Genomic DNA, 21,243 nt, shown 5'->3' on the forward strand with positions numbered 1-21,243 from the left:
AATGTATTTTAAGATTTGTAAACTAGCGAAAGATTTTTTTTTCAAAAAAGTTATTTTTTTTAGTTTACCTAAAAAGGTTAAGAACGGCAAATTAAAATATTCGTAATGCATTTTAAGTATTTTGTATTTTTTTGAGCGATTATTAAAATAATTTAAGCGGATAAACGCATTTTTTTTTGATTTTTTAATAATTATCTTTCGTTCGGTTATCACCCATAAATCGATCTATCATGAAAAATGTGCTTATTATTGAGGACGATAAGTTGATCTCAAGCTTAGTCCGATTTAGGTTGAATAAGGACGGTTACAATGTCACTACTGTAGAGGATGGATTAAAAGGAATGGATGCTATTGACAATTCAAATCCGGATCTGATCATCACAGACGTCATGATTCCTTTTAAAAATGGAATAGAAATTATCAACTATTCCAAGAAAGTTAATCCAAATGTTCCTATTATTGTTCTTAGCTCTTTGGGAGAAGAGGAGAGTACAGTAATGGAAGCATTTAATTTAGGAGCGTCAGATTTTGTACCCAAGCCTTTCAATCCAAATGAGCTGGCCATAAGAGTTCAAAGATTGATAAATAATTGAATTTAAATTTCACATTGTATTTTAAAGCAAAGTATTGTGCCAAATGGGTATTGGTCAAGTCTTTGCTTTTATTTTTTATGACAAGTTTGTCTGCGCAGGAAGACGAAATTGTTGAATTTAATTCTATTCCTATTGAAGAAGTGATGCTTAAAGGTAGGGAATTACCTGGTGTTCGATTCTTATATACGGTTACTATTCCTTCTCAGTCAGATCTTTCAGGATATGCACTTTCCAAATCTGGAAGAGGAAATATATGGACTTCTGATACCCTGAATTTTTATTTGGATGCATTGGCAATAAAAGATACTGTACAAAATACTTTTGAGCTGGAAGGTGAGATTCAATCACTGCTTTTTGATGAAAAAATCGATAGAGATGGGTTACAGGCATATTTTGACAACTTAGTGAGAAATGAGCTTTACATTCTTGAAGCTGAAGAAGAAGCGGAGGAAAGAATAGGGGAGTTGGTAGTCTTGGGTAATAAAATACCATTTAAGCCTTATTATAAGCTGAAGATACAGGTGCTGACAGATATCAGGATGATCATTTTGATCACCTTTCTTTCCTTTTTTGTGCTGGCTGCGATAATCCTGGTGGTTGTGATTTTTGTAATCAAAACCAAAAAAAGGAACAGAGATGTTTTGGTAAGGAGGTTTAAAGATTTGTGCTATGAACCGCTTTCAAACTTTCTTTTTGAGCATTCATTGGAGGAAATTCAGCAGATGGATAAATACGGGATAGTTGAAAAGCTTCCTAAGAATCTGATGCACAAACCACTTTTTAAAGATGTAATGATTCAGGAAATCATCAGTTTGAATAAAAACATGAAAGGTGAATTCAAACAAAAGCTTAAACTGATATATAGAAAACTGGAACTGGATAAGCATACACTTCAAAAATTGGAAGCAAAAAGATGGGACATTATCACGACAGGAATAGTGGAAATCAATGAGATGGATGTAGTGGAGGCAGAGGGGAAAGTGATGAAATTTGTCAATCATCAGAACTTTTACATCAGGTCCAATGCTGTGGCTACCCTGTTGAATATTTCCAATGATACTGACCTGAATGTACTTGCCGATCAGGAGTACCCGCTTTCCAGGTGGCAGCAGATGATTTATTATCGGATCATCCGCTATACAAAAGATAAAAGAAATATAGGGCATCTGCTCGAATCAAAAAACCAGAGCGTGCGGGTTTTTGGGATCAAGCTGATCCGTTACTTAGGATTGATAGATCAACTTGAAAAACTTTTAGGGATGTTTGAAATAGCTTCTGAGGCTGAAAAAATTGAAATGATCCGTTGCTTCAATTTGTTTGGATTTATTGATAGTCTGGAAAGGGTATATGCTGTGCTCAAATCTGACAATCAAACTTTGGTATTGGAGTCTATCAAGCTTATAGAAAATCTTGGAGAAAAGATTTCTACCACTGCTTTATTTGAATTTTGTAAATTAACCTCTGATTTTGAGGCCAAAAAGGCAGCAATGAGGGCTATATATAAACTTGACCCTTCTATATTCGAAGCTTATTTTTCAGAATCAGAGGATGAAGTAGAAAATAAAATCAATTTGCACCTCAAAGATCCCGTATTAGCCAATGTATAGTTTGCTGTTCGATATTATCATTGAGGTTTTGGGGATACTGTTTTTGCTTTACAGTTTTTTCATAATCCTCTCATACCTTATTATTACGGTGCTTTCCGCCTTGGAAATGCGCGATCACTTGAGGAAAAATAAATTTGCCGATTATCTAGATGTGGTGACAAGTCCTGTTTCTCCCAGTATTTCCATTATTGCTCCGGCCTACAATGAAGGCTTGAATATTGTTCAAAATGCCAAAAGTTTGATGACCCTTCATTACTCCAAATTTGAAGTAATCATTGTCAATGACGGCTCTAAGGACGATTCTGTGGAAAAGATGATTGAAAGTTTTGACTTGGTTAAAACGGATTTTGCTTATAATCCCAGTATCGACACCAAGGCGGTAAGGGCCATTTATAAGTCAAGGAACAGGTCCTTTGCAAAACTCACTTTTGTGGATAAGGAAAATGGCGGTAAAGCGGATGCCCTCAATGCGGGTATCAATGTCTCTACAATGGAAATCATTGCATGCATTGACGTAGATTGTATTCTTTCTTCAGACTCTCTTACAAGAATGGCCAGACCATTTATGGAAGAGACTAATAGAAAAGTGATCGCAGTGGGCGGAGTAATCGGAGTAGCCAATAATTGTGAAGTAAAAGACGGTACTGTGACTGATTATCGGGTGCCAGATACCTTATTGGGCAAGTTTCAGGTAATCGAATATTTCAGGTCATTTTTGATGGGCCGGATGGCCTGGACCAGGCTCAATGGATTGATGCTGATTTCGGGAGCATTCGGATTCTTTAACAGAGAAGTCGTTCTTAAGGTGGGAGGGTATTTTCCCCAGACAGTAGGAGAGGACATGGAGCTGATTGTGAGAATGAGAAGGTACATGGAGGAAGAGAAAAAACCATATAAGGTTGGTTTTGTGCCAGACCCACTTTGTTGGACAGAGGTTCCAGAATCCGAAGAAATCCTCTCACGGCAAAGAAACAGGTGGATGCGTGGGACCATTGAGACCCTTCAGTTGCATAAAAAAATTGGCTATAACCCAAAATATGGTGTTTTGGGTATGATTTCTTATCCATTCTGGAGCATATACGAAAAATCGGCTCCCATTATGGAAACCATAGGCGTACTTTATACCCTAGCCATGATTATAACAGGGGATTTTTCTGCGATTTATTTGGTGGCCTTGTTTGTCCTGATATACTTTTTTTCGGTGCTTATCTCATCGTTCAGCATCCTATATGAGCAGTTGGCATACAACAATTATAAAAATAAAAAAGACCTGAGAAGTTTACTAAAAGTAATATTGATTGAACCTTTTTTGATCCATCCCAAGGTAGTATGGTGGGGACTGAAGGGACACTGGGATTTTTTAAAAGGAAAAGGTGGCTGGGGAGTTATGATCCGGACGGGTTTCAAAAAAGCGGTGGAAAAACAGGATGTTAGTGTTTCTCAAAATTAGCATGTAATGATCAGACTTATTCTAATTATTATCTTTTTGATGGCAGGCTTTGCCAATGTGTCAATGGCTCAAGATAATTATGACCCTGACGCTAAGTTTCAGGAAGCGCGTAAATTGATTCTGGATGGGAAAAGAGGGGAAGGGAGGAAATTGGCAAAACAGGTATTGGAAAGGTATCCCAATTACAGTGACTTCCATATTTTGATCGGTAGGTCTTTCTCTTGGGATGGGAAGTACGATTCCGCATCGTACTATCTGGACCAGGCCATTAAAATCTCTCCTCAATATGAAGATGCATACTTGGCTTATATAGATAATCTCTTTTATGCTGAAGATTATGAAAAAGCCAAGGAAATCATTGACTTGGGCTTAGAGAATGTAGGGCCGACTTCCAATAATTTGAAATACCGCAAATCCAGGCAACTATATTATACTGAGCAATACAAGGAAGCTTTGGCCTTGGCCAATGAGCTTTTTAATAAAGGAGCAAAAATTGATGGACTGCTCAATTACATCAGGCAAGTGCAGCGTTTTACCAGAATCAATGCCATAGGAGCTACTTATGACTACGATGATTTTCAGGGAGCTTTGTCACCTTGGCATACTTATTCTGTGTATGGAAGAACCAGAACTAACCTTACTGGGTCTATCATCGGCAGGATTACCCATTCGGAAAGGTTTGATGGTACCGGAACCCAGTATGAGATAGATGCATTCCCGTCACTTGGTAAAAATTCTTACGGTTACCTCAATGTAGGTGCTTCAAATGCTTTCTTTTTCCCAAGTTTCAGATTTGGTGCTTCTGTATTCTGGAACCTTAAAAATGCATGGGAAGTGGAAGGAGGGTATAGGCTATTGATGTTTAGTGAAAACACTCACATTTACACAGGTTCTTTGGGGAAATATGTCAGCAATTGGTGGTTCAATCTCAGGTTGAACTACATCCCTGGACAGGATGGGTCTTCTACATCTGGAAACCTTCAAACCAGATATTACTTCAAAGGTCCTGAGGATTTTTTCAGTGCACAATTTTCAACAGGCGTTTCCCCGGATGAAGAAAACCGTGATTTTCAGAGTCAATTGCTGAATTCATACAGATTCAGGTTGGGATACCAGCACCTTTGGACGGATAGGTGGATGGGCTTTGGCTTTGTTGGCTATTCCAGGGATGAAATTTCCTCTACCAACTTCCGAAACAACCTTAATATTTCTATAGGTACAGAATTTAGATTTTGATGTCGAAGGAAAATAAAAAAGGTATTCCACAGGAAACATTGTTGCTGATCAAGTCAGTCACTGTTTTTGTTTTGATATTTGGAATTGTACCACTTACCAGCTTTTTGATTTGGTACTTTATGCCCAGTGCACCTCTTCAGGTCACTGTTTTGGATAAAACAGTGCCACATTCTTCAGCCCAAGAACATCAGGGGATTCACTGGACATTGAACCACCTCAAATACGTCAAGCATGATGGTTCTGCTTATGATGTGGAGAAAGATTATTTTGGATTTTTTCCCGGGCCAACCAAAGAAGAAAGCAGGGTAAGGGATTTTTCTACCCTTAACGAAGGAGAAAGAAATGATCTGATCAAAAAAAGCAGTATCGTATATTTTGCAGATACCTATGGAGTTTACGAAAATGATTTTGAAGATAAAGAGTTGAGTGACTTCAGGTCTCAAAAAATCTATGGAGGGATGGATGAGGGTGATTTGGAGGTGATGAAGGCTGCTTTGGAAAGTGAAAAGTATGTGATAGCAGAATTTAATACTATGGCAAGCCCCACTCCTTTGGACATAAGGTTACAGATGGAGGAATTGGTCGGGGTCAAGTGGACAGGCTGGATTACCAGGTATTTTGATGAACTGGATACACTCATCAATGATGAATTACCCAGATGGATGATTGATAGTTACGTCAAGCAGCACGCAGGACAATGGGAGTTTACAGGTTCCGGAATGGTGTTTTTGCATGAACGGGGAAGAATAGAGATTCTTGAAGACGGATTAGATATAGGAAAGGGGGTACCAAGTATCATGTCTGATATAAAAAACCAAAAAAGGTACGGAATTCCAGAAATTGTGAAATACCCCTATTGGATAGATGTGGTCTTGGTCAGTAGAGAATTTGAGGTAATTTCTTATTACGATATAGCGCCCACTGAATCCGGTATCAACAAGCTTAGAGACATGGGCTTACCAAGGTTTTTTCCTGCAGCAGTCAGCAAGAATATCGGTGATAATGGCAGGTTTTATTACTTCAGCGGTGATTTCGCAGACATGAAATTATCCAGTACCTCTCATAGATTTTATGCTTTAGCCAGGCTATACAGGTTGTTTTTACATGCAGAGGATTACTCTCAGCCAAGTAGCTTTTTTTGGAATTATTATTACCCCCTGTTCAAAACCATACTTTCTGATGCCAATAAACAGGTGAAGAAGACAGGAGAATGATGTTGCTTGGGGTAAGTGGTGAAGCTATTTTCTTATTCGGGGAATTCTAGAAATGGGATTAAAGTACAAAGTAGGGGCGTATGAAACTGATGTAATGGAAAGCCAATGTGGTCTATTAAAAGACTCAAGACACAAGAGGTAAGAAAAGGTACCATTAACTTACGAAGCCCATAAGAAATTGGAGTGACCGTTAATCACAGAGGACCGTGGACAGTTGAAAATTTATTTTTCACTTCCCCACTCACTCCCCCTAGTATCCATTCCCTAATAACCAAATTCCAATACTTAAGGCAGGTATACTTTTAGGCTATCTGTGATTATCTGGTCGTTTTCAGTAGCAAAGCGGTTGGAGTTTTTGTAGTTTTCAAATTCGGCTTTGATTTTATCCTTTATAGCATTGTCATAGATAGGGTCCAGGTTCATGTTGTCCGAAAGCTTATACAATTGATCATCCGAAAGCACATATTCTTCTGAAATATAGTCTATGAGTTGGTTTTTGTTTCGCATCAGTGGATTGGAAACTTTGGATTGGAAAGTAGCCGAAGTATCCATGACATAGCCTTTCCAATGAACAAGTGTGGGAAGTTCCATTTCATACCGATTGGATAGGAAGGAAAGAAGTGTTGGAGTGATTTCAAAGTGTGTGCTTACACCATGAAACCTTCTGGGTTCTTTGAGCTTAGGGGAATAGATTATAATAGGGACGTGAAATCTGTCGATGGTGGAGGACATAGGGACTTCAGGTAGTCTATGATCGCCGGTCAGGATAAAAATGGTGTTTTCGTAATTAGGCATAGATTTGTATTCCTCAAAAAACTCCTTTACTGCTTCATCGACATATAACAAGCTGGCATACATGCTCCTGTATTTCATGTAGTTTTCAACCTGATTGACAGGGATTTTAAGATTTTGGGAAAGATGCTTCCCAAGCATGTCAAAATATTTCTGTTCATTGGGTATGATAAAAGGATCATGAGAAGTCTGGGTCTGAAAGATGCTTACTTGAGGCTGGCTCAAATTACGGGGTAGTTTCCTCATGCCATTTTCAAACATAGCCTTGTCAGGATATCCCCAAGAAAAACCGGATCTTGAAGGGGTTTCTTCAAAGTCCTCATCGAATGAACTTAAGTCCAAAATTCTGTCTACTTTTTGATAGCTGAGGAAAGTGCCCACATTGTCAAAGTTTTTATCTGCACCGATATGATAATTGGTAAAATACCCGTTCTGTTTCATCAGTGACAAGAATGTGAAATGGCTGGGCAGGTTAGGGGCCAATTCCATAAATCCATTTCTACCGTAAGGCAATGATCCGAAAATCCCAGTCAAAACCCCAAATGTCCGACCTGTAGTAGACATGCCGTTTTTCCAATATAAGCTGTGTTCACTTAAGCTATCCAAAAAGGGTGTAAAGCTGCCCAGATAAGCATCTTCTCCTGAATAGGCTTTACCCATACCTTCAATGATCACAAAAACAATGTCAGGCTGCTCATCGAAGTCTTCAAAAAACGGTCCCAACACATCAGGGTAATCATTGGTATGTAGAAATGGATAATTGGAGTCTATAAATTCTTTTTGAACCAATAATTGTTCACTTCCTTTTTCGGCCAAAAAGAAATCAAAATAGAGATAATTTTGGGTGGTAAAATAGTCGTAAGATTGCGTGTAGAAATAGTAAGATTTGTTTACCAAGAGGAAATTGTCCAATTCACTAGGATACTTTCTTTGGTCATAGCCTATTACAAAGTACAACAGAATATATGCGTAGCAGGTGACAGCAAAAATTTTGGACAATTTATAAGTAACAGGCAACCATTTTCCAAATCCTGTGATCACATAAGCAAGGGGTAATCCAATGATAATCAGTCCAATATTAAAAAGATTCAATTCTCCCGAAGCTTTTACAGTAGACACAATGTCATCAAAAGAATAGGCATACAAATCTTGTCCCAAGGGAAGCAACATTTTCGTGAAATAGAAAAAGAGACCTGCCTGAAGCAAAATTAACAGCGTCAGGCAGCATTGCACAAAAACATTTGCAAAGCGTGGTAAATAAAGATGAATGAGTAAATGAAAAATGAACAGTAATCCCAGAATGTAAAAAGCCCAACCTAAGTCATACACAAGTCCCTGAAAAAAGATGTAGGTCTGATTCCGGTTCAGGTCATGGATATTGAATACAATAAATACCTCTACCAATCTCAATAATACAATCAGAATGATAAATGATAAACCGAGTTTCCAGAATTTCACAAAACCGGTTCTGATTGTTTCCAATAAATTAGAACCTAAGGGACTGTGTTGGGACATAAGCTATTCAGAATGTAGGCTAAGATTGGGGTGAAAATGAAGTGGGATGGTCAACTTGAACTGTGTCAAGTTATTGATTGATCCTTGGATTAAACTTCATTTGGATATGAAAATCGTTTTTCATGAATTGAAACACAAAAGATTTGTGAGCATTTTTTCATGCGTTCTATATTTGATTTCCTTTATTTTTTCGACAGGTAAATCTTTTTCGAAAATACTTATATTGCACAATTAAACAATCAATATGCGAAATAAAGGTACTTTATTAAAGGAGTTGTATACCAATATATCCACCACCGGGGCGATTACTTTCAGTTCAAAACCATTGGTGGACAAAATGCTTTCTTATGCAGATTTTAAAGGGGTAAAAACCATTGTTGAACTTGGGGGTGGGGATGGTAGCATTACAGCGGGGATAGTAGATAAGATGGAGAAAGATGCCATTCTGCTTGTTTTTGAAGTAAACGAATATTTCTGCAAGGAAATGGAGAAAATGTATCCACAGACAAATATTCAGATAATCAACGATTCTGCGGCCAACATTGATAAATATTTGAATGGGGAAAAAGCAGAGCTTATACTTTCTTCCTTGCCGTTCAGTCTTATTGACAAACCAACCAGAAAGGAGATTTGTGAAAAAAGCAGGGATAACCTTGCCCTTGATGGTAAATTTATACAGATCTGCTATTCCTACCTGTTAAAATATCAGTTCAAGAACTATTTTAAAGACATTCAAACCCATTTCACCTTGAAAAATTTTCCTCCTGCATTTGTGATGGTTTGCAATTGATTGCTCCTAAAAATTATATTGAACCCAATATACTCCGACTTTCTATTCTGGAAATGATAAGGATGAGGAAAGGGAAGTCTTTTTGTCCTTCAGAAGTGGTAAGGTGGTTGTACCCTATGGCATGGAGGCACTTCATGTCTGATATCAGAGAAGAAATGATGCAGATGTACAGGGAAGGGTTGATTACAGTTACCCAAAAGGAAGAAAAAATTGATCCCGAAAATGATCCAAAAGGACCTGTAAGAATTTCTGAAGTTCGATAAACCCTTTCTTCATTGGATTGTTGACTAAAGAAAAACAGAATGAAAATAGTTGCTTTATTTCTAAGTCTAACCGTATTGTCCACAATAGCATGTGGGCAGTCATCAAATAAAAATCTGAGCAGTATGCAGGAATTACCCAAAACCCAAGTCAAAGTACCGGAAGGAAAAGAAGTTGCTACCTTAGGTTCAGGTTGTTTTTGGTGTATAGAAGCCATATACCAGGACCTAAAGGGTGTCACAGAAGTAAAGTCAGGATACAGCGGAGGACATATCTCCAAGCCTAGTTATAGACAGGTCACTTCAGGAACTACCGGTCATGCAGAGGTGATACAGTTTTTTTACGATCCCAATGTGATCAGTTTTCAGGATATATTAGAGATTTTTTGGTCCACCCATGATCCGACTACCCTCAATAGGCAAGGTGCGGATGTAGGTCCTCAATACCGTTCTGCCGTATTTTATCACTCTGATAAACAAAAGGAAGAGGCAACTTATTTCAAGAAGAAACTTGATGATTCAAAAGCTTTCAACAAGCCGATAGTTACCGAAATTACGCCTTTCACCAATTTTTATGTCGCAGAAGATTATCACCAAAATTACTATAAAGACAATGGCATGCAGCCCTACTGTCAGGTGGTGATCAGGCCTAAATTGGAAAAATTCAGAGAGGTATTTGCAGAAAAACTCCGTTGATCCAAAACGGAATGAAGTTGTATCTTTACTGAACTTGGTATAGCTTTGAAAAAAAAATCACTATGAAAAAGACCTTTTTTGTTATCGCTTCACTGGCCATTTTAGGCACTTCCTGTAATTCCAATAATTCCTCTGAAGAAAGTGGTCAACATGAAGAATTGGTGACAGATACGCCCATTGGTGTATTTGGCGCAGTAATTACTGAAGATGAAGTAACTCCCTTAAGTAATTTGGTAGCATCTCTAGAAGAAGGAGAGGAGTTTCATGGTAAAGTAAGAGGTGAAATCAAGGAAGTCTGTGTACATAAGGGATGCTGGATGACCATGGACCTTCCCAATGGGGAAACCATGAGGGTGACTTTCAAAGATTATGGTTTTTTTGTTCCTAAAAACTCACATGGCTACCCGGTGATAATTGAAGGTGTGGCCAGTAAAAAGGTGACGGATGTAGAAACCCTGAGACACTACGCAGAAGATGCCGGGAAATCCAAAGAGGAAATAGAAGCCATCACAGAACCTAAAAATGAATATGCCTTTGAGGCAGTTGGGGTGATTATCAAAGAAGATGCTTAGACTGTTTTCTTTTAACTTGGCCTCCTTAATCGTCGGTCTATTGTTATTTTCATGCAAGAAATCTTCTACCGATCAAGAACAGCAGGCAATTTTACATCCCAATGAAGATGCGCCTTTGGCACTCTTGATGAGGGAGATGTATGATGACATGGAGGAAATCCTTTTAGCTACCTCTAATCATGAGGATATAATAGGTTACGTAGAAAAGCACAGAAACCTTCTTACAGCTACTCCAACAAAACCCGAAGTCCAGAATGAGACATTTGCGCTCATGGGTGAGTCCTATCTATACCAGTTGGAAGAGCTAGAAAAGAGTGAGAGTGAAGAGGAAGTGATAAAAGGATACAAAGCTTTGGTAGAAAATTGTCTCGCCTGTCACAAACAATTTTGTCCCGGTCCGATTAAAAGAATAGAAAAATTAATGAAGTAATGGCCATTGCATTGGATAACCTGAGAGTTGGTAGGGTGTATGATTTTCAGAATAATGGAGAAAGAAGGAGGCTTGAAATTTTAGCTAGACTTTCAGGAACCAATTTCAAGGTCAAAGATCTTGATACTACAGAAGTCTATACTATCGAGGAGCTTCTCGAATGGGGAAAAGGCAAAGACTATGAACTTGATGAGGTAATAGACTATTCCGGAAAAGGCATCATACCCAAACAATTCTGATCCTTCGGAAACTCCTTTCTAAATTACCCTAAAAGTTTGTATTTTTTTCCAGGGAGTGATTTGATAAGTCCTTCAAATTCAAAGTTTAAAAGCTTTGAAGCTAAAGTAGAAATTGGGATTTCTGACAGTAATGCCAAGCTGTCAATCTCCAGCTCTTTCTTCTCCTGCAAGATTTCCAACACTTTTCTGTCATCTCCTTCAAAAGAATTCAGGTCTAGTTTTTTGGCCATGTTACTGTTTGTAACCCCACCTTCTTTGCTCCAGGACAAAACCTCTTCCAGATCTTTTGGCCCGGTGTAAATCGAAGCCTTCATTTGCTTGATCAGAAGGTTGCAGCCTTCGCTGTATGTAGCCTGTAAGTTTCCCGGTACAGCGAACACTTCTTTATTATAACTGTAGGCTATTTCAGCAGTGATCAAGGCCCCGCCTTTTTGCGCTGCTTCTACTACTATCAGCGCATCAGACAAGCCTGCAATTATCCTGTTTCTTTTAGGAAAATTAGAAGGATGCATGACAGTCCCCGGTGGGTACTCACTGATCAGCCCTCCCGATTCCAGCATTTCTATTGAAGTGTTTTTGTGCACAGAGGGATAGATCTGATCTACCGATGAACCCAATACAGCTACTGTAGGCAGCTTGGACATAAGAGCGGACCTATGGGCCTCTATATCTACTCCATAAGCCAAACCACTTAAAATGGTAGGGCTGTAAGGAGCAAGGTCTTCTACTATCTTTTTTGTGACATTCCGGCCATATTCTGTAGCATTGCGGGTGCCTACTATGCCTATGGTCCTTTCGGTATTGAGATTCAGGTTTCCTTTGGTGAAAAGTACCATGGGGCAATCGTCTGTCAGTTTTAGCCTGGAAGGAAAAGAAGGGTGGGAAAAACTCAATATGGTAATTCCCTTTTTTTGGCAATTGTTGATAATCTCTTCGGCATTTTTCAAAAAGACATCTTTGCTTTTGCGCAATTCCAAAAGGCCTTTGTTGACGCGGGGTATTTTAAGAGCCTTTCCTACGGGCATTTCAAAAAAAGCCCGTGCTGACCCGGTATAGGCCAGTATGTTCCTGAAAACCAAAGGCCCTATTTTGGGAATAAAATTCAGGGCAAGCTCATACTGTATGTCCTCATTGATCACTGTTGACATGCATGGTATCTCTGATTTCTATTAAAAAACGTTTGATTTGATGCAATCTGTCCACCATGGCTGCTTTGTCAAAGACCTTTTCCTGATTGCCTTTCAAAACCTCTTGAGCACCCTGGAGGGTATACCCTTTAATTTTTACCAGCTGATAGATGTACCTGATTTTTTCAATGTCATCTTTGGTAAATCTCCTGTTGCCCTTCTTGTCTTTTTTGGGCTTGATGATATCAAACTCACCTTCCCAGTACCTGATGAGTGACGGGGCAACTTTAAAAATGCTGGCAACTTCTCCTATAGAGTAATATTTCTTTTCTATTTCTTTTTCTTTGTAAGGCACGGCTAAGATATTTTGGTCTATCGGATTTTAACAATTATAATGCAAACTCAATTAACCTAAAGTTAATTCTTTCCTTTTTAAAATAAATTGATTTTTATTTAAAATGTAATAAAGTATTGAAAATCAGTCATATAAATTTATTTTCTAAATTCGAAAATTGAATCCATCAACTTCCATTTTTCTCCTGGCAAAGCTCCCGGTAGGGCATTTTGGTACTTCCACATCAGTTCTTCCCATTCCTGAACTTTGGCGTTTTTAAGGTCCATTTCATTTTTCAGCTCAAAAGAAAATCCGTCCACAGTTTCCATAATCATAAAAAGCCTATTTTCCCATCTGTAGATTTCCATGCTTTCAATTCCACTTTCCTCTAGACTTTTAAGAATTTCCGGCCAGACCGATTGGTGATGTTTTTCATAGGCCTCAATCAGTTCCGGATCATTTTTCAAATCCAATGTGAGACAATACCTTTTTCCCATTTTCTTGTGTTGATTTTTGCCAGTATCTAAATCCAATTTATGATCTAAAATAACGGTAAATAATTAATAGGACTAAAAAGGCAATTAAATCCCTTTTAATCAAACATTTTAAAATTTAGATTGATATATTGATTGCTCTTTACAAAAATATAATGCGCACACAGCTTATCCTTAAGTTTATTTTATTGGTTTCTGTTCTGATGTACAAATCAGGGCATGTTGAAGCGCAGATGAGTACTGTAGGAAAGGAGTTTTGGTTTGGGTATATGGACAATTTCAGGGTAGAAGGAAACACCCCTGAAAATACTGCTCTAGACTATGGGATTGTCATTATTACTGCAAGTGAACAAGCTTCAGGATTTTTACAATACGGGACCAATACCATTGATTTCAACCTTAATCCTGGTCAACAGTTTGTATACCGGATCGAAGACTTTGATATCCTTCATCGCTTGGCCGGAGTAATAGAGAACAAAGGAGTATACATCAAGTCCGATGGCAATGTGGCTGTACACGCTTTCAATGAGAGAAGAAGGTCTGCTGATGGAACGGTAATTCTGCCGATTTCGGCACTTGGTAAAGATTATTATGTTACTTCTCACTATGAACAGATGACTGCCAACGTAAGCTACAATGCCAATTTCAATGATGAAAGCACCTTGTTGGTGGTAGCTGTAGAGGAAGATACTCGGATAGAAATCACACCAAGTGTTAATACCTTGACCGGAAATGCTGCAGGAGTCCCCTTTACAATACAGTTGAATGCCGGTCAATCTTATCAGTTGAAAGCAAAAGCGGATTTGACTGGATCAAGGGTAAGGGTAGTGGGTGATACGGTAGACGATTGCAAGAATCTAGCAGTTTTTGGAGGTAACAAGTGGACCAGCGTTGGGAATTGTGGAGCGGCTAATGATCATTTGTACCAACAAATGTACCCAACTACCACCTGGGGAAGTGAATACATTCATGTCTCTTTTGAAGGAAGGTCATCCGGTGAACTGGTCAAAGTATTGGCTTCTGAAAATAATACCACTGTATTTATCAATGGAGAAAATTCAGGTTCCATAAATGCAGGACAGTTTTTGACTTTTGATTTTCCTTCTGATTTTACAGCCAGTATTCAGACGAGCAAACCTTCAGGCGTGACCTCCTTTTCCAAAAGTCAGGAGTGCAACAATCCTGCAGAGGCTTTTTATCTTGATGGAGATCCCTTTATGGTCACTTACAGCCCCAATGAACAATTGCTCAGTTCCATAACTTTTAATGCCATCCAACTGCCCTCTATCAACAGGCATTATGTTAATATTATTGTAAAATCAGATGATTCCGATCAGACCTTGCTTGATGGGCAGTTGATCGGAAATAGTTTTCAGCCGGTTCCGGAAAACCCTCAATTCTCATTTACCAGATTACCGATCAATCAAGGTGTACATAGTTTATCCAACCCAGGTGGATTTATTGCATACGTCTACGGATTTGGAGAAATAGAATCCTATGGATACGTGACAGGGGCCAGTCTGGATAATCTTAATTTTGAAATTGAGCCTGAATATGATTTTGAAGTTGAAGGTGAGCGTGTTGCCTGTCTCAATCAATCCGGTTTATGGGAGATATATCCTGAAAATGATGTTTTTACTTACTTCGTCTGGGAGTTTGGCGATGGCTCAGACGCTCAAGTAGGTAAGTCCGTAGAGCATATTTACAAAGAAGCGGGGATCTATGAAGTCAAGGTAGTTGCCTCTATCAGTGAATTTAGATGTGATTTGCAGGAAGAAATTATATTTGAAGTAACAGTATTGGAGACAGAGGGCGAAATAGCAGGATTGAGCTCTGTATGCCCGGATGTGGAAGAGTTAAACTATGGTTTCTTCTCTGATTTGCCATATAGCAAAGTGGAATGGATCGCAGAAGGAGGGGAAGTCTTGGAAGTTAGCACAAACGGAAATAGGGCAAAAGTGGCATGGGGTGTTACCAATCCCAATGCTGTTTTGATAGCTATACCTTATACAGAAGAAGGTTGTCCGGGAGAAGAAATCCGGTTTCCAGTGACTATTTCGGAAGTAATAATTGCAGATGATATTGAAGGAGAGCAGAAAATCTGCTTTGACCAAGATTCAATTTTTACTTATTCAGTTCCAAATCCCAGTGATTCAAGAGCTTATTCTTGGGAAGTAGTAAATGGAGAAATAGTTGGGTCTGATAATGAAGCTACCGTTCGGGTCAGGTGGAACCAAGAAAATACCCAAGGTGAATTGAGCTATACAGCGACATCCAACCTAAATCCTGATTGTTTTGGGGTTTCCGAAACATTGGTAGTTGAGGTAGCAGGTTCCTTTATTGTTGAAATTGAGGAAATTATAAATGTAGACTGTTTTGATGACCAATCCGGGAAAGTTTCCCTCACCATATCAGGAGGCGAAGCTCCGTTTGAATACAGGTGGTCTCATGATCCCTCACTCAATTCCAGTGTTGCAGAAGATTTACCGGCTGGAATTTATTCAGTCACAATATTGGATTCATTTGGTTGCGAAAGGGTATTGGATGACATTTCTGTCAGTCAACCGGAAATGTTGGAAGTGGATAGGATTGATATGTTTGCTCCCAGTTGCTTTGGGTTAGAAGATGGGGAGGCTATTGTCCATTTGATAGGAGGAGTTTTACCGTATAGGGTGGATCAACTGTCAAATGTGCTGGTAGAGGATGATCACATAAGGGTCTTCGATCTTGCTCCAGGGGATCATTCAATTCTGGTATTAGATGCCAATGATTGTCAGCTAGAAGTAAACTTCGGTGTAGAGGTTACCCAACCGGAGACATTTGATGTTAGGATTCAAAAACCTACCTGTCCAGGAGAAGCCAATGGAGAGCTGATTGCCCTACCTGATGTAAGGTTTGGACCAGTAAGTTATTTTTGGGAGTTTGACAACTCGACCGATGCAGTCTTGGAAGGAGTTCCTTCTGGCGAATTCGAAGTGAAAGTGACAGATAGTAGGGGGTGCATCAGCCTAGGTACAGGCATCATGCCCGAAGAAGGACCGCAGGTAAGGATGCCAACTGGTTATAGACCTGACCAAGGGCTTTACGCCGGAGTTTCTAACTGTGACACTTCATTTCGGCTTTCTATATTCAATAGGTGGGGACAGTTGGTATATTCAGGAGAAGAAGGATGGAATGGGAAAATAGGAAATTCAGATGCAGGACCCGGTTCATATTCCTATGTTGTTCAATACACTTATTTTTTGGAAGGTGTCCAAAAGACTGATGAACACAGAGGGGTTTTTACTCTGATAAGGTGATCTTGGAGAAAGGACTTCTCCTCTTGAAAAGTTGGGGTATTTTTTTAACAAAGCACAGCATTTGTTTATTTCGAAAAGCTTTTGGTTATCAAAAACAATTCTTTTAAACAAGTAATTGAACTATTGATGATTTTATTTATCAGTGATTTAATAATATTTGATAAATTATGCTCTGCTAAATGACAGTAGCTGAATAAGATGTGGTTTAATTTAGGAAGGGTAAAAGGGTTTTTGGTATTTCTGGCAATATTGCTGGCGAGTAAAAATTTGACTTTCGGTCAGTCAACGACTATTGGCAGGGAATTTTTTTTAGGTTTTATGGAAAACAACCGCACCACTACTCCAGTGTTGAGGTTGGACCAAGCTTCCATTATCATATCCGCAGAAGAAGATGCCACCGGAGTGATTCAGTATGAAAGCAATTCCATACCTTTTTCTGTCAAAGCAGGTGATCAATTTGTATATGCATTTCCTGAAGATGGACTCGATATGATCCATAGGACTTCCCGCAGGATTGAGAATAAAGGGATCTATATCATGTCCAGCGGTAATATTTCTGTACATGCCTTCAATTTCAGAGCTAGAAGTGCGGATGGTACGGTAATCTTACCGCTTCCTTCATTGGGAAAAGATTATTATGTGACTGCCCATCATGAGAATTTCAATCCCGGAGTTGACCCTGGGTCAAATGTAAATTATGAGAGCACGCTTTTGGTAGTCGCGGTGGAGGACAATACGCAGGTTGAAATTAGCCTCTCTGCCCAATCCAATGATCCTATTCCAATTCCTCCCGGTTCTACAATTTCGGTTGAATTAAGCAAAGGTGAAAGCTATCAGGTGAAAGCAGTAGGGGACCTGACAGGCTCAAGGGTAAGGGTAGTTAACAGTACAGGTGATGATTGCAAAAATGTGGCTGTTTTTGGTGGGAACAAGATGACTTCAGTAGCCCAGGAATGTGATGGGTCTACTGGAGATCATTTGTTCCAACAGACCTATCCAATATTTTCATGGGGGAAGGAATATGTACATATCCCTTTTGCTGGAAGGACTTCGGGAGAAATGGTTAAAGTACTTGCTGCCGAAAATAATACCCGGGTATTTGTCAATGGACAACAAAGGGCAGTCATCAATGCGGGTAGGCATGTATCCTTTTCTTTTGGACGGGAGGAGCTGGCCAATATCACAGCAGATAAGCCTATCGCGGTCACTACTTTTGCCAAAAGCTATTTTTGCAATATTCAATCCGGACAAAATGCAAGCAACGGTGATCCTACTATGATCACTTTAAGTCCTAACAACCAATTGATCAAAAGTACGGTATTTTCTGCAGTACAGGTGGTCGGGATTGTGAATCATTTTGTCAATATCCTTACAAAGACAGAGAGCAAAGACAAAACCATTTTAGACGGACAGAACATTGGAGCTTCTTTTCAACCTGTTCCAGGAAATGCTGCCTATTCTTATGCAAGGGTAGAAGTGAGTGAAGGAAGCCATTCACTCAGCAATGAAGACGGTCTGATAGGCTATGTTTATGGATCGGGATTCATAGAATCTTACGGTTACTCGGCCGGAGCCAGCATCAATAACCTCAACTTTGAGACCGAGGTGGCCTATGACTTTGATGTGGTGGGCGATAAAGTTGCCTGTTTGGGTGAACAGGCCTCATGGACAGTAAATCCACGGGATTCAAAGTTCGTGATTTTTGAATGGAAGTTTGAAAATGAAGAGGATATCAAGGAAGGAAAAACAGTAGAGCATCTTTTTGATGAGCCAGGGGTCTATAAAATCAAGATTTCTGCAATGACCGGTGACAGGTCCTGTGATGAAATGGAAGAAGCGGAATTTGAAGTAACCGTGGTTGAATCTAAAGGTAGCCTGGAAGGTCCTGAAAATGTATGTCCAAATATTGATGAAGTCACCTACTTCTTTGAGAATCCGGAAAATTCATCTTCAGTATTGTGGGAGGTTGTGGGAGGACAGATTCTGGAAGAAGATGCTTATTCCGTTAAAGTTTTATGGGGAGATTTTGATCCTGAAGCCAAGGTGATTGCCACTCCACTTACAGAAGAAGGCTGTCAGGGAATAGCACAGGAAATAGCGGTTTTTATCAATGATTCCATAATACCAAGAAAGCCTAAAGGAATAGCTGAGATTTGTTATGATGAAGGTGTTTCTCAATTCTATTCAGTAGCAGATCTTATTCCTGGAAGGGTTTATCAATGGTTTATTGAAGGAGGTGAAATTCTTTCTCAATCAGATGCTTATGAAATTGAAGTGCTTTGGCCTGGTCCCGGAAGTACCGGTCAAATTTGGTACGAAGAATACAGTGGAGCCAATGCCTCTTGCGGAGGCGAGTCAGAAAGATTGGTGGTCAATGTAAATACACCGCTTCAGGCAGAAGTGGCTGATTTTACTGAATTGGTTTGTGCCGGAGCCAATGCCGGAAGTATAGAAATGCGCACATCTGGCGGTTCTGGGAATTATGAATTCATTTGGACACACGATAATAACCTAAAAGGGCCCAAAGCTGAAAATTTGCAGCCTGGCGTATATTCAGTTATTGTGAAGGATGCCGGGGGATGTGAATTGTTTTTTGAGAACATAGAGATCAGTGAAGCTCCTGCCCTTCAATTATCAGGGGAGATGAATATTGAGCCTGCAAGATGTTTTGATTCAGAGGATGGCTCGCTGAGTTTTGAGGTTCTAGGAGGAGTAGCTCCCTACACTGTTTTAGGTGAGAGTGTATTGGTAGTAGGTAGCAGCATACAGGTTTTTAATTTGGCTAAAGGGAATTACGCCATCGAGGTAATTGATGCAGGAGGCTGTGTGCTTCCGCTGGAATTTGAAGTTGGGGCTCCTGAAACAATGGAGACAGAGTTTATTCTTGAAAATGTAGCCTGCCCGGGCAGTATCAGTGGGTCGATTTTGGCTATCAGTAAAGGAGGAGTTGGGCCTTATGCCTATTTCTGGGAATTTGATGGAAGTGTGGGCCCAAGGTTGAGTCAATTGGGCCCAGGAGAGTACACACTTAGGGTGACAGATTCTAATGATTGCGAGCAAAGCTTTACTGGCAGTGTAACCGAAGATGCTCCGCAACTGAGAATGCCGACGGGCTTTGATACCCAAAAGGAAAGCATATTTGAAGGTGTGAGCAATTGTGAGGTGGCTTTCACCTTAATGATTTACAGCAAATGGGGAGAATTGGTCTACGTAGGGAATGAAGGCTGGGATGGTACAATCAAAGGGCAGGAGGCCCCGATGGGTGTATATTCCTATATGATTGAATACAGCTATACTATCGATGGAACAGCAAGAACAGAGAAAAAAGCAGGAGTCTTTACACTGATAAGGTGAATTTGGTATTGATTTTTGAATTACCAAATAAGATTTACGACGCTTTTTCAAGTTCATCGATTAGTAAAAGAATCAGTAAGTTAAGTGTTAAAGGTTAATTGTTAAAATTCGTCCTAACAGCTTAACCTTTAACCCTCAACAACTTTTAGTTCTTCAATCCGGTTACGAATTACGATTTACGACGGCTAATTCAGGACCTCAATCAAATCACTTTCTCGAAGTAAGCAATAGTTTTTTTCAAGCCCTCGCTCAAAGGAACTTTAGGTTCCCATCCCAATTCTTTTTGTGCCATGTCAATGATCGGTTTCCGCTGCAAGGGGTCATCCTGTGGAAGTGGTCTGAATACCAATTTACTTTTACTGCCAGTGAGGTCTATGATTTTTTCTGCAAGCTCAAGCATAGTGAACTCTCCAGGGTTGCCGATATTGACTGGTCCTGTAAAGCCATCACGGCTATTCATCAACCTATACATCCCATCGATCAAGTCATCAACATAGCAAAAACTTCGGGTTTGCTTTCCATCTCCATAAATGGTGATGTCTTGCCCCTTAAGAGCTTGCACTATGAAATTACTGACCACCCTTCCGTCATTTTGATTCATTCTTGGGCCATAAGTGTTGAAAATCCTCATCACCTTGATTTTGACATTGTGTTGTCTATGGTAATCAAAGAACAAAGTTTCGGCACAGCGCTTTCCCTCGTCATAGCATGCTCTTGGTCCTATAGGGTTTACGTTTCCCCTGTAGCTTTCTGGTTGTGGATGGATTTCCGGATCCCCATAAACTTCAGAAGTAGATGCTTGAAGTATTTTGATCTTTAGTCTTTTTGCCAAGCCGAGCATATTGATCGCCCCGATTACCGAAGTCTTGGTAGTCTGTACCGGATCAAATTGATAATGGACGGGACTGGCAGGACAAGCTAAATTATAGATTTCATCCACTTCGACATAAGTTGGAAAAGTAACATCATGCCTGATTAATTCAAAGTTTTTGTTGTCCAGCAAATGGTGGATATTCATTCTACTTCCGGTAAAAAAGTTGTCCATACAGAGTACTTCATTTCCTTCAGCGATTAATCTATCAGCAAGATGGCTACCCAAAAATCCGCCACCTCCTGTTACTAAAATTCTTTTCATAAAAAGGCTTATTTTTATTCTGCTACGAAATAAATTAAAATATTCTAAAAACCGGTGTTTTTTTTAAAATAGAAAAAAAACTATTGAATAGATAATTTATGGAGCA

18 protein-coding genes are annotated in these 21,243 nt (G+C 39.5%); 13 read left to right on the forward strand and 5 right to left on the reverse strand.

All coding sequences use genetic code 11. The features are described 5' to 3' along the window. Positions 1 to 230: 230 nt before the first annotated feature. The 5 genes from EGN73_RS02760 to EGN73_RS02780 all read left to right on the forward strand — a co-directional run bounded on the left by EGN73_RS02760 (position 231) and on the right by EGN73_RS02780 (position 6,100). Entirely contained in the window at positions 231 to 593 is a 363-nt protein-coding gene (locus tag EGN73_RS02760) for a response regulator transcription factor (RefSeq protein WP_219286865.1), read from the forward strand. After that, positions 590 to 2,200, forward strand: a complete 1,611-nt coding sequence (locus EGN73_RS02765; RefSeq protein ID WP_219286866.1) for a ligand-binding sensor domain-containing protein — start codon at positions 590 to 592, stop codon at positions 2,198 to 2,200. The genes EGN73_RS02760 and EGN73_RS02765 overlap by 4 nt, the downstream gene beginning before the upstream one ends. A gap of 118 nt (positions 2,201 to 2,318) precedes the next feature. Further along, positions 2,319 to 3,650, forward strand: coding sequence for a glycosyltransferase family 2 protein (locus tag EGN73_RS02770; RefSeq protein ID WP_246611430.1), 1,332 nt, complete (start codon positions 2,319 to 2,321; stop codon positions 3,648 to 3,650). Between the two features lie 6 nt (positions 3,651 to 3,656). Next, complete coding sequence (locus EGN73_RS02775; RefSeq protein WP_219286869.1) at positions 3,657 to 4,886, forward strand: YaiO family outer membrane beta-barrel protein; 1,230 nt, start codon at positions 3,657 to 3,659, stop codon at positions 4,884 to 4,886. Further along, positions 4,886 to 6,100: a hypothetical protein gene (locus EGN73_RS02780; protein WP_219286872.1), complete on the forward strand. Its 1,215-nt coding sequence runs from the start codon at positions 4,886 to 4,888 to the stop codon at positions 6,098 to 6,100. Before EGN73_RS02775 ends, EGN73_RS02780 begins: the two co-directional genes overlap by 1 nt. A gap of 285 nt (positions 6,101 to 6,385) precedes the next feature. Here the strand turns inward: EGN73_RS02780 and EGN73_RS02785 are convergent, their stop codons facing one another. Beyond that, a complete protein-coding gene (locus EGN73_RS02785) occupies positions 6,386 to 8,407 on the reverse strand; it encodes an LTA synthase family protein (RefSeq protein ID WP_219286875.1) in 2,022 nt (673 codons plus the stop codon). 244 nt (positions 8,408 to 8,651) lie between these two features. Here EGN73_RS02785 and EGN73_RS02790 point away from each other — a divergent pair, with 244 nt between their 5' ends. The 6 genes from EGN73_RS02790 (at position 8,652) to EGN73_RS02815 (ending at position 11,394) form a co-directional block, all read left to right on the forward strand. Beyond that, positions 8,652 to 9,197, forward strand: a complete 546-nt coding sequence (locus tag EGN73_RS02790) for a class I SAM-dependent methyltransferase (RefSeq protein WP_219286877.1) — start codon at positions 8,652 to 8,654, stop codon at positions 9,195 to 9,197. Then, positions 9,194 to 9,460 carry a DUF3253 domain-containing protein gene (locus EGN73_RS02795; RefSeq protein ID WP_281422219.1) on the forward strand — a complete coding sequence of 89 codons (267 nt, stop codon included), beginning with the start codon at positions 9,194 to 9,196 and terminating at the stop codon, positions 9,458 to 9,460. The genes EGN73_RS02790 and EGN73_RS02795 overlap by 4 nt, the downstream gene beginning before the upstream one ends. 39 nt (positions 9,461 to 9,499) lie before the next feature. Then, entirely contained in the window at positions 9,500 to 10,153 is a 654-nt protein-coding gene (gene msrA / locus EGN73_RS02800) for a peptide-methionine (S)-S-oxide reductase MsrA (RefSeq protein WP_219286880.1), read from the forward strand. A 62-nt stretch (positions 10,154 to 10,215) separates the two neighbouring features. Continuing rightward, positions 10,216 to 10,725 (forward strand): DUF4920 domain-containing protein, encoded by a 510-nt coding sequence (locus tag EGN73_RS02805; RefSeq protein ID WP_219286883.1) that lies wholly within the window; start codon positions 10,216 to 10,218, stop codon positions 10,723 to 10,725. Further along, positions 10,718 to 11,155 (forward strand): hypothetical protein, encoded by a 438-nt coding sequence (locus EGN73_RS02810; protein ID WP_219286885.1) that lies wholly within the window; start codon positions 10,718 to 10,720, stop codon positions 11,153 to 11,155. Before EGN73_RS02805 ends, EGN73_RS02810 begins: the two co-directional genes overlap by 8 nt. Continuing rightward, a complete protein-coding gene (locus EGN73_RS02815; protein ID WP_219286886.1) occupies positions 11,155 to 11,394 on the forward strand; it encodes a hypothetical protein in 240 nt (79 codons plus the stop codon). Before EGN73_RS02810 ends, EGN73_RS02815 begins: the two co-directional genes overlap by 1 nt. A gap of 23 nt (positions 11,395 to 11,417) precedes the next feature. Here EGN73_RS02815 and dprA read toward each other — a convergent pair whose 3' ends face one another. The 3 genes from dprA to EGN73_RS02830 form a co-directional block, all read right to left on the reverse strand. Further along, positions 11,418 to 12,542, reverse strand: a complete 1,125-nt coding sequence (gene dprA / locus EGN73_RS02820; RefSeq protein ID WP_219286888.1) for a DNA-processing protein DprA — start codon at positions 12,540 to 12,542, stop codon at positions 11,418 to 11,420. Next, positions 12,523 to 12,876, reverse strand: coding sequence for a MerR family transcriptional regulator (locus EGN73_RS02825; RefSeq protein ID WP_219286890.1), 354 nt, complete (start codon positions 12,874 to 12,876; stop codon positions 12,523 to 12,525). Before EGN73_RS02825 ends, dprA begins: the two co-directional genes overlap by 20 nt. A gap of 137 nt (positions 12,877 to 13,013) precedes the next feature. After that, entirely contained in the window at positions 13,014 to 13,352 is a 339-nt protein-coding gene (locus tag EGN73_RS02830) for an L-rhamnose mutarotase (RefSeq protein WP_219286892.1), read from the reverse strand. Positions 13,353 to 13,504: 152 nt separating this feature from the next. Between EGN73_RS02830 and EGN73_RS02835 the strand changes: the two genes are divergently transcribed. Both EGN73_RS02835 and EGN73_RS02840 read left to right on the forward strand, forming a co-directional pair. Then, positions 13,505 to 16,648 carry a PKD domain-containing protein gene (locus EGN73_RS02835; protein ID WP_219286894.1) on the forward strand — a complete coding sequence of 1,048 codons (3,144 nt, stop codon included), beginning with the start codon at positions 13,505 to 13,507 and terminating at the stop codon, positions 16,646 to 16,648. A gap of 198 nt (positions 16,649 to 16,846) precedes the next feature. Then, complete coding sequence (locus EGN73_RS02840) at positions 16,847 to 20,002, forward strand: gliding motility-associated C-terminal domain-containing protein (RefSeq protein ID WP_219286897.1); 3,156 nt, start codon at positions 16,847 to 16,849, stop codon at positions 20,000 to 20,002. A 202-nt stretch (positions 20,003 to 20,204) separates the two neighbouring features. Here EGN73_RS02840 and EGN73_RS02845 read toward each other — a convergent pair whose 3' ends face one another. After that, a complete protein-coding gene (locus EGN73_RS02845; RefSeq protein ID WP_219286899.1) occupies positions 20,205 to 21,137 on the reverse strand; it encodes a UDP-glucuronic acid decarboxylase family protein in 933 nt (310 codons plus the stop codon). Positions 21,138 to 21,243 lie beyond the last annotated feature (106 nt).

Source organism: Arthrospiribacter ruber, assembly GCF_019343195.1.
Taxonomy (GTDB): domain Bacteria; phylum Bacteroidota; class Bacteroidia; order Cytophagales; family Cyclobacteriaceae; genus Arthrospiribacter; species Arthrospiribacter ruber.